Here is an 11213-nt window from a genome sequence, read left to right on the forward strand (position 1 = left end):
CGCCGCCGGCGGCTTGTGGGGCGCGCGGGTGGGAGAGCGCCCGGCCTTCATGCCGCCGTCCCGGGCTTGATGATGGTCATTCCCGAAACTCCGTGCGCTCGATTTCCGTCGCGGCCCGGCTGAAGCCCGCATGGAAGTCAGGGTCCGACGGCTGGCCAAGAGTGACCCGCAGGGCTCCACGATCAGCGACGACAATCATCTCGCGCTATACATTTTCCCCCATGCGTTCACGGGCGGCGGCCCAGATTTCGGCGAGATTGGGATCGGTTCCGGTCGCGAACGACGCGGGCCGTACGTCAGCCTGGCCAACCATACGATAGCGGATGGCCGACGCGGACATCGTCTGCCCGAAGCGCGCGAACAGCACGATCTTGGCCTCCGCCGTACCCGCTGCGGCGACCAGACCGTCACGGATCCGCTCCAGGTCCGCGGCGGTCGGGACGGCGTCGGCAGGGTCGCGTACCGGCGGCGCCGGAGGTGTCGGAACACTCGTCGGCTCGATCGGCAGACCGGCAAAAACACGGGCGATCTCGGCATCGAAAAACCGATCAAAGGCGTCGTCCCCACGCCCCGGGCGGGGGGCCGACACGAACGGAGAAGCGGCCATCCTCAACCAGAAAGCTCATCGTCGTCCATCCGGTTCGCCCAGCCTGGCGGGATGATTCTTCCCAGGACTCAAGCGCTGCCTCAAACAATCTTGAATTGAGGTCGTCCGATATGCCGAGCTGCGACAGGGATGGCGCCCCGGGCGCATGCCAAAGCAGACGTGAGACCATAAAGCCGTCGTCGAGCTCGGCAATAAGGAGGATGCGGCCGCGCCGCTGAGGCGCGGCTTCGAGCAGGAGGTTGCCGATCCGCTCGACATCTTCCCGTGGGATCGACTCGTCCGACGACGCTTGCATGGCGTGAGCCCCGGTTACGGCCAACAGGACTGCTACCAAGCACAGCAAGTACCGCATTGCTATTCCGCCGCGTGCGCGACCGCGGCGTTCGCCGCCTCGATCTCCGCGGCCTTGGCTTCGACCAGCCTGACGATGTGATCGACCATGTCGGCGTCCTGGACGTGGTGATCTGTGAGGCCCGAAAGATAGACCATATGCTTGCCGTTGCCGCCGCCGGTGAGGCCGATGTCGGTTTCGCGCGCCTCGCCGGGGCCGTTGACGACGCAGCCGAGCACCGAGAGCGACAGCGGCGTGTTGATGTGCTGCAGGCGTTCTTCGAGCTTCTGCACGGTGCGGATCACATCAAAGCCCTGCCGCGCGCAGCTTGGGCATGAAACGATGCGCACCCCGCGCGTGCGGATGCCGAGGGACTTCAAGATCTCATAGCCGACGCGCACCTCTTCCTCTGGCTCTGCCGAGAGCGAGACGCGGATGGTGTCGCCGATGCCTGCCCACAGCAGGTTGCCGATGCCGATGGCGCTTTTCACCGTGCCGCCGACAAAGCCGCCTGCCTCGGTAATCCCCAGATGCAGCGGGCAATCGACCGCCTCTGACAGCTGCTGATAGGCGGCAACCGCCAGGAATACGTCGCTCGCCTTTACCGCGACCTTGAATTCGTGGAAATCATGGTCCTGCAGCAGCTTGATATGGTCGAGCGCGCTTTCGACGAGCGCCTCGGGGCACGGTTCGCCGTATTTTTCGAGCAGGTCCTTTTCGAGGCTCCCGGCGTTCACCCCGATGCGGATCGCGCATCCGTTCGCCTTGGCGGCATTCACCACCTCGCGCACCCGCTCGGACGAGCCGATATTGCCGGGGTTGATGCGCAGGCACGCCGCGCCCGCATCGGCAGCTTCGAGCGCGCGCTTGTAGTGAAAATGGATGTCGGCGACGATCGGCACCCGGGCGGCGCGCACGATCTGCTTCATCGCCGCGGTCGATTCCTGATCGGGACACGACACGCGGATGATGTCGACGCCCGCCTCTTCGCAGCGGCGGATCTGGTCGATGGTCGCTTTGGGGTCCGATGTCAGCGTGTTTGTCATCGTCTGCACCGTCACCGGCGCGCCGCCACCCACCGGCACATTGCCAACCATAATCTGGCGGCATTTGCGCCGGTCGATATCGCGCCACGGGCGCAGATGCGGATTTTCAGCGGTCATATGGCATTGCTCTCCATGGCGATAGCCTGTCTATAGTGGCTGGCCACCGCTTTGGCGAGACTTGGCAGGGGAAAGAGGGGCGACAATGCGCAGAATGCCGAAATGGGCGATGTTGACGGCGATGGCTGCCGCCTGCGGGCTCGCCGCACCGTCCGCGAATGCGCAGCAGCGCACCGCAAACGAACAGTCCGCGCGTCAGCTGTACAGCGACATCATCGCCTTTCGCACCGCACGCGGCCATAAGCAGGTGCCCGCGATGGTCGCCTATCTGAAGGACGCATTCATCAAGGCGGGGTTTGCGGAATCTGACATTGCGATCACCGATTATGACAGCGAGGGCGAGGCGACCCAGGGTCTGATCGTGCGCTTTGCCGCGAAGGGCACGCCAAAGGCCGGCCCGATCGTGCTGTTGGGGCATATGGATGTGGTGGAAGCGCTGCCCGAGGACTGGGAACGGCCTCCCTTCACGCTGACCGAAGAGGAAGGCTATTTCTTCGGGCGCGGTGCCCTTGACAACAAATATGGCATCGCCAGCCTGTCGCACAATTTCATCCGGATGAAGCGCGAAGGCTGGACGCCCAGCCGAGACCTCTATCTCGTGTTTTCGGGCGATGAGGAAACCGGGATGATCACCACCCGCGCACAGGCGAAGCTGGTTGCCGAGACGATCAAGCCCGCTCTGGTGCTCAACGGCGATGCCGGTGGCATCCGGCTGACTGAGGATTTCAAGCCGATCATGTTCGGCGTGCAGGCAGCCGAAAAGACCTTTGCGACCTTCGAGCTGACCGTCTCCAACCCCGGCGGCCATTCGTCGCGGCCGCGCAAGGACAATGCGATCTATGAACTTGCGTCGGCCCTAAAGGCGATCGAGGCATACCGCTTCCCGGTGCGCGACAGTGCGATCACGCGCGGGTCGTTCGCTGAAATGGGCAAGATCACCCCCGGTCCGCTGGGCGAGGCAATGCTGGCGTTTTCGCGCAACCCGGCGGACGAGGGCGCGCGCGCGACGCTGCTCGCCGCGCCTGCGACTGCCAACCTGCTCTCGACCACCTGCATCGCGACGATGCTGAAGGGCGGCCATGCCGAAAACGCGCTGCCGCAATCGGCGACGGCGACAGTCAACTGCCGCATTTTCCCCGGAGAAGGCGGCGCTGCGGCAGCGCAAGCCACGCTGCAACAGGTGATCGCCAATGACAAGGTTGCCTTCAAGCTGATCACCGATGTGGTCGAAGCACCCGCATCGACCCTGACGCCCGAAGTACTTGCGGCGGTGAAGGCCGGCGTGCACCCGCGTTTTCCTGACCTCATCATCGCGCCCTATATGGAATCGGGCGGCACTGATGGCATGCATTATCGCGCGCTGGGCATGAACACCGTCGCGATCAGTGGCGCGGCGATGCGCGATTCAGACATGTTCGCGCATGGCCTCAACGAACGCATCCGGGTCGAAGACTTCTACAGCGGTCTGGACCACTGGTACCGCATATTAAGGCATCTCGCCGATTGACCGGCGGGTCTAGAAACGGGGCGTCAGCGGCGTGTCGAGCAGACGCGTCATGCACATGCTGAATGGGTCTTCGGTATAATCGCCAAATGGCGGGCATTCGCGAAAGCCGTGCTTTTCATACAGCGTCTGCGCCGCCTGGAACGGTGCTGGGCGACCCGTCTCGAGGCTGAGCCGCGTGTAGCCGCGCAGCCTTGCCTCACCAATCAGGTGCAGCAGCATCGCCTCCCCAACTCCGCGTCGCAGGAATTCCGGAGCGGTGCGCATCGATTTGAGCTCGCCGTGATGCGCATTGATCTGCTTGAGCGCGCCGCAGCCGGCCAGCGCGTCGCCCTGCCAGATGGTCCAGAAAGTGACATCCGCTTCGCGCAGCCGCGCAATCGGCAGCGAATGCACGCTGCACGGCGGCGAATGGCGCATCATCTCGGCGCGGTGATAAGCGAGCAACGCGGCAACCTCGGCCCCGCTCAAATCGTCTTCGACAATCACAAATCCTGTCATCTTGGCATCCGCGCGGCTGGTAATTGAATTCAGAATATCGCATTGCGGCGCATCGTAAAGTCCTTCCACCCGTTAAATCCGAAGGAGTCACCGCGTGCGTCTTTTCCTGTTGCTTGGAGCCCTCACCATGTCGCTAGCCCACCCTGCCGCCGCCACCGAATCCACCGACGCACCCAGCTGGTCGCTGGTCATCCATGGCGGCGCAGGCGTCATCGAACGGTCGCGGATCACCCCGGAAACCGATGCGGCGGTGCGCACCGCGCTCGATGCCGCGCTCGATGCTGGCTCGGCGGTGCTCAAATCGGGTGGCAGCGCGCTGGACGCGGTGCAGGCGGCCATCGTCATTCTGGAGGACGACCCCAATTTCAACGCCGGGCGCGGCGCGGTGTTTACCTATGAGGGCAGCAACGAACTCGATGCCGCAGTGATGGACGGCAAGGACCGCAACGCCGGTGCGATTGCCCGCGTCCACTATACCAAAAACCCCATCCTGCTCGCGCGCAAGGTGATGGAGGACAGCCCGCACGTGATGCTATCGGGCGAAGGCGCGGACCGATTTTCGGTCGAATCGGGGCTGGAGCAGGTCGATCAGGCGTATTTCGGCACGGCAGAGCGCAGGCGCCAGCTTGAGGAGCTGAAGGCCAACAAGGTCAGCTGGTTCGATGTCGACCTGAAATATGGCACCGTCGGCGCGGTGGCGCGCGACACCAGCGGCAACGTCGCAGCGGGCACTTCGACCGGAGGCCTCACCGGCAAGCGCTATGGCCGCATCGGCGATTCGCCGCTGATCGGTGCGGGCACCTATGCCGACAACCGCTCGTGTGCAATCTCCGCCACCGGTGCGGGTGAGTATTTCATCCGGGTCGGCGTGGCGCATGAAATCTGCGCGCGCATCCGCCTGAAAGCCGCAGCGCGCACCGAGTTTCTGGCGCAGGAAGCCGAGCGCGGCGGCAGCAAGCCCGATGCCGCGATGCTCGCCCAACTGACCGCACAGGCGCTGAGCGCGGCGGAAGTGCAGCAAATCGCCGACGCGGTGATCGCCGAAATGGGCGCTCTGGGCGGATCGGGCGGGATCATCTACCTCACCCCCTGGGGCCACCAGGGCTACAGCTTCGACACCCCCGGCATGTATCGCGCCATGGCGAACAGCGATGGCGGCAATCGGGTCGCGGTCTATGGGGATGAGGAGTGAGGTGAGCTTCTGGGGTTGCACACCAGCACCCCACTGGAAAATCAGCCAAACCTCCCCATCTTTCCCCAAACACCGCAAAGGTCATTCCATGCACAAAACTATCGCTCTCTCGCTCGCTGCCCTCACCCTGACCGCTGGCATTGCTGCTGCAACCCACGCAGACCCGGCGATCGCCGCCAGCCCGGCGAAGCTTGGCGTCGGCAGCAAGGCGCCGATGTTCACCACCACCGGGGCGCGCGCGGGCAAGGCGTTCAGCCTCAATCTGGCGAGCACGCTTAAGAAAGGGCCGGTGGTTTTGTATTTCTTCCCCAAGGCGTTCACCAGCGGCTGCACCGCCGAAGCGCATGAGTTCGCCACCCGGATGGACGAGTTCAAGAAAGCCGGCGCAACCGTCATTGGCCTGTCCGCCGATGGCATCGAGGAGCTGAAAAAGTTCTCGACCGAGGCGTGTCAGAGCAAGTTTGCTGTCGCGCGCGCCACGCCGCAGATGATCAACGCTTATGGCGTCGGCCTGCCATCCAATGCTGCGATGACCGGACGCACCAGCATGGTCATCGCCCCCAATGGCCGCATCACCTTCATCCACAACGACATGGATTATCGCGATCATGTCAAGCTGACGTTGGGCGCGGTGCAATCGATGGCCAAGCGCACCAAGGGTTGACATAGCCCCCACAATTTTGCGGGTGACCGACGCTTTGCGGCTCGCTAGCCTGTCGCCATGAGCTGGCAGGATGACATTGACGAGCTGAACCGGCGGCGCGCGCTCGCTGAAAATATGGGCGGCGCCGAGAAGGTTGCGCGTCAGCACGCGCGCGGCAAGATGGATGCCCGTGCCCGCATCGCAGCGCTGCTCGACCCCGGATCGTTCCGCGAGATCGGCAAGATCGCAGGGCGTGGCAGCTATGATGCCAATGGTGATCTGGTCGACCTTGCTGCATCCAATTTTATCTTCGGACGCGGCGACATCGCAGGCCGCGCGGTGGTTGCCAGCGCCGACGATTTCACGGTGCGCGGCGGCGCTGCCGATGCCGCGCTGCACCGCAAGTTTGTGCAATGCGAGGCGATGGCGCACGAATTGCGGCTGCCGCTGATCCGCATGATCGACGGCACTGGCGGCGGCGGATCGGTTAAATCGCTGGAGACAATGGGCTATACCTATGTGCCGATGGTGCCGGGCTGGGAGCATATCGTCACCAACCTCGACACCGTGCCGGTGGTCGCGCTGGCTTTGGGGCCGACCGCGGGTCTGGGCGCGGCGCGCACTGTTGCCAGCCACTATTCGGTGATGGTCAAGGGCCTGTCACAGGTGTTTGCTGCAGGGCCAGCGGTCGCCGCCGCGATTGGCGAGACCATCGACAAGGAAGGGCTGGGCGGCACCGACATCCATTGCCGCAACGGCGTGGTCGATGACGAGGTGGCATCAGAGGCCGAGGCGTTCGCCGCCGCCCGGCGGTTCCTGTCGTACCTGCCCCAATCGGTGGGCAGCTTTGGCGCGCGCACGCTCTGCGATGATCCGGTGGACCGGCGCGAAGACGCGCTGCTCAGCGCCGTGCCCCGCAACCCGGCGGAGGTTTACGCGATGCGCCGCGTGCTCACCGGCGTGTTCGACGCTGGCAGCGTGTTTGAAATGGGTCGGCGCTGGGGCCGCGCGGTGATCACCGCATTTGCGCGGCTCGATGGCTGGCCGGTCGCGGTGCTGGCCAGCGACCCCAGCTATCTGGGCGGATCGTGGGAGGCGAAAACATCCGAGAAGGCCGAGCGCTTGGTCAAACTTGCCGACCAGTTTCGGCTGCCGATTGTTCATCTGGTCGACAATCCCGGCTTCATGATCGGCGCAGAGGCAGAACGCGCGGGCACGATCCGCTATGGCGTCAATGCGATGAATGCGATCTACCGCGCCACTGTGCCTCTGGCATCGGTGATCGTGCGGCGGGCCTATGGGATTGCTGGATCGGCGATGTCGAATGCCGAGCGGTTTCAGTATCGCTTTGCCTGGCCGAGCGGTGATTGGGGATCTTTGCCAATCGAGGGCGGCATTGAGGTCGCGTATAAATCTGAGCTTGAGGCGAGCGCCGATCCGGCGGCGCATCTGGCGGATATCCGGGCGCGGCTCAATAAGGTGCGCAGCCCGTTTCGCAGTGCAGAACATTTCATGGTCGAGGACATTATCGACCCGCGCGACACGCGGCCCTTGCTATGCGAGTTCGCGACGCTCGCATGGGCGCGGCTGGCAGCGTCGGGTTGATCGCCCTGACGCTGCCAGCCAGCACGTCAGCCGACGGTGGCGCCGCTCAATGACCCCAGAATGCCAAACACCTGCAGCAGCCAGATGATGACGCCGATGATGACAACAGCATTCAAAATGCTTTTGATCTTGCCGTCCATCGGGATGTAGTTGTTGATCAGCCACAGGCCGACACCGACCGCAACGAGCACGAAAATAAGGTTGAGAATAGGCATATCTGATCCTTCACGATTTCCTGTGCCCCCCAAACAGCTTTGAAATTGGCGACAGGGTGATCCAGATACGCGGTGGGTTGAAAAGGGTTGCGTAACTTGCCAGCGGTTAATGCGACTTGCGCAGGATCATAAAACGCCGTGCTTAATGCACTGCATACCAATTCTGATGATGAGTGCTTAGCAGCGCGGTGAAATGCTTGATGCGTGAAAAAGCGTGGAGAGAGCATTTTGTTGACCACGATCCTTGCCCCGGGGCTGGAACCAATGCTTGCGCCATCGCCTGCGTCCACAATGCCTTCAGCAAATCATCCGGCACAGGCGCCCGCAGACGGGCCGTATTCCGGGATCACGCTCGCGCTTTCCTGGCGATCCGACAGCAGCCGGGCGACTGAGGCGGGATCACGCGGCTTTATCGAGATGGCGGACGCGATTGCTGCGCGCAGCACGGCTGTCACACCGACTGCGGGCGCTGTGTCGGCCGCAAGCGATGCCGAAGCCGGGCTGATCGTTGCGCTGACGCGGGCTGAGATCGTCGCCCATGGCTCAATGGCGCTGCGCGCGCAGGCCGCACCAAGCGAAGACACGGTGTCACAGCTGCTCAACAGCTAGCTGTGCTTGTCCGCGCGCCGCTTGCCAAAGCGCATCCCGCGTTCCAGCCGCGCGCGCAACTGCGTGTAATAGGCCTCAAGAAACGGCTGGTCATCGCCATCGGGCGCGCTCCAGCCAATCTTGGTGGCGATTGTGGCGGCGACGGTTACCATCGCATCGGGCTTGGCGGTGCGCAGCACGCGCTCGAGCATCTGCAGCTCATATTCGCCATAGACCGCGAGCTCGGCATCGCTGAACCGGTAGCGATCTTCGGCGAGGTTAGATGCTCGATCGAGCATGGACGGGGTGGTCTTGCCATTCGCGACGACCTCCCCAAGCGCGGCACGCGGCGCCTCGACCACCCATGTGCCCGCGATCAGATCACCACAGCGCAGCCGGTCGCGGTTGAACAGCGGGAACAACAGGAACACGCCGACCCAGATCGTGCCCGCCCATGCGCCAAAATTGCCCAGCGTGCCCTGGATGCCGCCCGATGTCATGAACATCAGCGGCAAAAACATTTCGATATCGCGGATCAGATTGCGCGCAATCACCGCATCGGCGGTCAGCCGCCCGCCATCGCGCGAGGCGACGCGAATGCGCAGCGCGCGCTTGCCCCAGGTGGCGGCGCGGTCGCCCAGTTCGAAATACAAAAAATACGCGTTGCGCGCCAGAAACAGCCCGATGATGAACAGCACCACCAGGAAATTGGTGAACCCATCCGACACGCCGGGAAGCCCGGTGCGTCGATAGGCTTCCACCAGCAAGACGATGCTCAGCACAAAGCCGAGGAACAGGCCGAACAGCGCGGTCAGATCGATGAACAACGCCCCGATCCGCGCGCCGGCAGACGCCACCGCAACGTCGAGCGCGACGCCCTCGGGCGTCACCAGCACCCGTGCCAGCTTAGGGTCAACGCCGTGCGTGCGGCCAATTTCGCCTTTGCGCGCCATCAGGACCGCCGGGGCCTCAGCGCGAAAAAATACAGCAGCCACGCCGTCAGCACGCCATAGCCGATGGCATAGCGCAACGTGGTGGACTGGACCAACTGACGCGCAAAGCCCTCAAGCAGCCCGGCGCAGATCAGCATCACGATCACCCCGGCCATCACCTGCGCGGCGGTGCGCCCTGCGCCGCTGAGCGCTGCCATATGGCTGCGCGCCCCCGGAAAACCGAGCGCACGACCAACATGCAGCCCCGCCGCACCCGCGAGCAGGATCGCGAGCAGCTCGGTCGTGCCATGGATCGACAGCCACCCGACGAATTCGAGCGTCAGCCCGCGCGAGGCGAACACCCACAGCATCGCACCCAGGCTCGCCATGTTGTAGATCAGCAGCAGCACCGTCGGCACGCCCAGCGCAAAGCCCAGAGCAAAGGCGAGGATCGCGACCTGCGCATTGTTGCTGAACAGATACGCGGCGAACACCTCCAGCCCGTCTGACCGCGCCTCACCAAACAATGTGCTCTCAAGCGCCTCACGCGATGCGCCCGGCACACGCACATCGGCAAACTGGGTGGGCACCAGCCGGGAGAACCAGTCCTGATCGGCCGCGACCAGCGCATAGCCGACCAGCGCGCCGACCACCATGAATGCCAGCGCGATCAGCAGATCAACCCAGATCGCCCGCACCGCCCGGGAAAGCCCGCCGCCAAAGAAGCTGCGGCACCACGCGCCGAAGGTCGTGCGGGTGCCATAGACCAAGAAATAGGCGCGCAGCGTGAGTGATTCGAGATAGGCGATCAGCCCGGCATCGAGCGAGCTTTCGCGCGCAATCGACAGGCTAGACAGCAGATTGCGATACAGCACCGGCAGCGCAAGCACATCGTCGTCAGAAAGGCGCTGCACCCGGCCCTTTTCCATCGCGGTGATGATCGCCTCGATCCGCACCCAATCGCCCTCGCGCTCCAGCCGGAAGCGGTCCGAACGCAGCACGGCGGCGGCGACCGCCTGCTCGCCTGCGGATGCTGGCGCTGCGTTCACAGCTGCCCCCGCCGCTTGATCTTCAGATAGGCGTTCATCAGCCGGCTGCCGATTTCATCGTGCCGCCCCTCGATCACCTCGATGCCCAGATGCCGCAGCCGGGTGATCACCAGCCGCCGTTGCGCGAGCAACCCGGCCGCCGTGACGCTTTGCGCGACGTCATCGGCGCTGCCCGGCGGCTGGTCGATGATGCTGACCAGCTCCTCATCCTCCATCGCCACGAACAGCAGCAGATGCCGGTCGATCAGCCGCCCAACCGATTCGAGCATCAGCTCGGCGCTGGTCGGGTCAGTAAAATCGGTGAACACGACGATCAGCGAGCGGCGCTGCAGCTGCGCCGCCAGCGTCGAGAGCGCCAGCGTGTAATTGCTCTCCTCGAACCGGTAATCGATGTTCGCCGCTTCCGCCTGCAAACGGTGAAAATTGCGGCTGCCCGAGACGAACGGCGTTGCCCGCTCAGGCCGCGCGGCGAATGAGAACAGCCGCACCTGATCGCCCGCCTTCAGCGCGACATAGCTGGTCAGCAGCGCCGCCGAGACCGCGCGGTCGATGCGCGGCAGGCTAGCCACCGGCTCGCACATGTCAGAGCCTGAATCGAGCGCGAACACGATCTGGTTGTTGCGCTCGGTATCGTATTCGCGCGCCAGCAGCTTGGCATGGCGCGCCGAGCCCTTCCAGTCGATGGCGCGGCGGTCAAAGCCCGGTTGATATTCGACCAGCGCCTCAAACTCGCTGCCCTCACCGCGCAGCTGCCGCGCCAGAATGCCGAACAGGGCTTCGCGCAAAAACACCTGGAGCGCCGGCGCGCGCACCGCTGCAATATTGGGCATGATCGCGACCTCAACGTCGCAAGCGCTGGCCGCCTGCCGCCAGCCGAGCCCCA

The 11213-nt window shown here is 64.1% G+C and carries 12 protein-coding genes; 5 read left to right on the forward strand and 7 right to left on the reverse strand.

The annotated features are described in order from the left end of the window. Positions 1-205 precede the first annotated feature (205 nt). Both ACEW8G_RS03475 and ispG read right to left on the reverse strand, forming a co-directional pair. A complete protein-coding gene (locus ACEW8G_RS03475; protein ID WP_373487056.1) occupies positions 206-607 on the reverse strand; it encodes a hypothetical protein in 402 nt (133 codons plus the stop codon). Positions 608-961: 354 nt separating this feature from the next. Next, positions 962-2101 carry a flavodoxin-dependent (E)-4-hydroxy-3-methylbut-2-enyl-diphosphate synthase gene (gene ispG, locus ACEW8G_RS03480; protein ID WP_373487057.1) on the reverse strand — a complete coding sequence of 380 codons (1140 nt, stop codon included), beginning with the start codon at positions 2099-2101 and terminating at the stop codon, positions 962-964. Positions 2102-2186: 85 nt separating this feature from the next. Between ispG and ACEW8G_RS03485 the strand changes: the two genes are divergently transcribed. Continuing rightward, positions 2187-3608, forward strand: coding sequence for a M20/M25/M40 family metallo-hydrolase (locus tag ACEW8G_RS03485; RefSeq protein ID WP_373487058.1), 1422 nt, complete (start codon positions 2187-2189; stop codon positions 3606-3608). A gap of 9 nt (positions 3609-3617) precedes the next feature. On the opposite strand, the gene ACEW8G_RS03490 is transcribed toward ACEW8G_RS03485, so the two are convergent. After that, complete coding sequence (locus ACEW8G_RS03490) at positions 3618-4106, reverse strand: GNAT family N-acetyltransferase (protein ID WP_373487067.1); 489 nt, start codon at positions 4104-4106, stop codon at positions 3618-3620. A 127-nt stretch (positions 4107-4233) separates the two neighbouring features. Between ACEW8G_RS03490 and ACEW8G_RS03495 the strand changes: the two genes are divergently transcribed. The 3 genes from ACEW8G_RS03495 to ACEW8G_RS03505 all read left to right on the forward strand — a co-directional run bounded on the left by ACEW8G_RS03495 (position 4234) and on the right by ACEW8G_RS03505 (position 7546). Then, a complete protein-coding gene (locus tag ACEW8G_RS03495) occupies positions 4234-5298 on the forward strand; it encodes an isoaspartyl peptidase/L-asparaginase family protein (protein WP_373487059.1) in 1065 nt (354 codons plus the stop codon). Between the two features lie 88 nt (positions 5299-5386). Then, positions 5387-5962 (forward strand): peroxiredoxin, encoded by a 576-nt coding sequence (locus ACEW8G_RS03500; protein ID WP_373487060.1) that lies wholly within the window; start codon positions 5387-5389, stop codon positions 5960-5962. Between the two features lie 57 nt (positions 5963-6019). Continuing rightward, positions 6020-7546 carry an acyl-CoA carboxylase subunit beta gene (locus tag ACEW8G_RS03505; protein WP_373487061.1) on the forward strand — a complete coding sequence of 509 codons (1527 nt, stop codon included), beginning with the start codon at positions 6020-6022 and terminating at the stop codon, positions 7544-7546. A gap of 26 nt (positions 7547-7572) precedes the next feature. On the opposite strand, the gene ACEW8G_RS03510 is transcribed toward ACEW8G_RS03505, so the two are convergent. After that, entirely contained in the window at positions 7573-7761 is a 189-nt protein-coding gene (locus ACEW8G_RS03510; protein WP_373487062.1) for a Thivi_2564 family membrane protein, read from the reverse strand. 231 nt (positions 7762-7992) lie between these two features. Between ACEW8G_RS03510 and ACEW8G_RS03515 the strand changes: the two genes are divergently transcribed. Next, the gene (locus ACEW8G_RS03515) at positions 7993-8370 is read left to right on the forward strand and encodes a hypothetical protein (RefSeq protein ID WP_373487063.1); all 378 of its coding nucleotides are present in this window, start codon (positions 7993-7995) and stop codon (positions 8368-8370) included. Here ACEW8G_RS03515 and ACEW8G_RS03520 read toward each other — a convergent pair. The 3 genes from ACEW8G_RS03520 to ACEW8G_RS03530 form a co-directional block, all read right to left on the reverse strand. Next, on the reverse strand, positions 8367-9302 hold the full coding sequence (locus tag ACEW8G_RS03520; RefSeq protein WP_373487064.1) for an RDD family protein: 936 nt from the start codon (positions 9300-9302) through the stop codon (positions 8367-8369). The two genes, ACEW8G_RS03515 and ACEW8G_RS03520, sit on opposite strands and share 4 nt — an antisense overlap. Next, on the reverse strand, positions 9302-10330 hold the full coding sequence (locus ACEW8G_RS03525; protein WP_373487065.1) for a stage II sporulation protein M: 1029 nt from the start codon (positions 10328-10330) through the stop codon (positions 9302-9304). Before ACEW8G_RS03525 ends, ACEW8G_RS03520 begins: the two co-directional genes overlap by 1 nt. Continuing rightward, positions 10327-11213: DUF58 domain-containing protein (locus ACEW8G_RS03530; protein WP_373487066.1), on the reverse strand; the 887-nt coding region annotated here is incomplete at its 5' end. The genes ACEW8G_RS03530 and ACEW8G_RS03525, both read right to left, overlap by 4 nt.

The organism is Blastomonas sp. (assembly GCF_041747255.1).
Classification (GTDB): domain Bacteria; phylum Pseudomonadota; class Alphaproteobacteria; order Sphingomonadales; family Sphingomonadaceae; genus Blastomonas.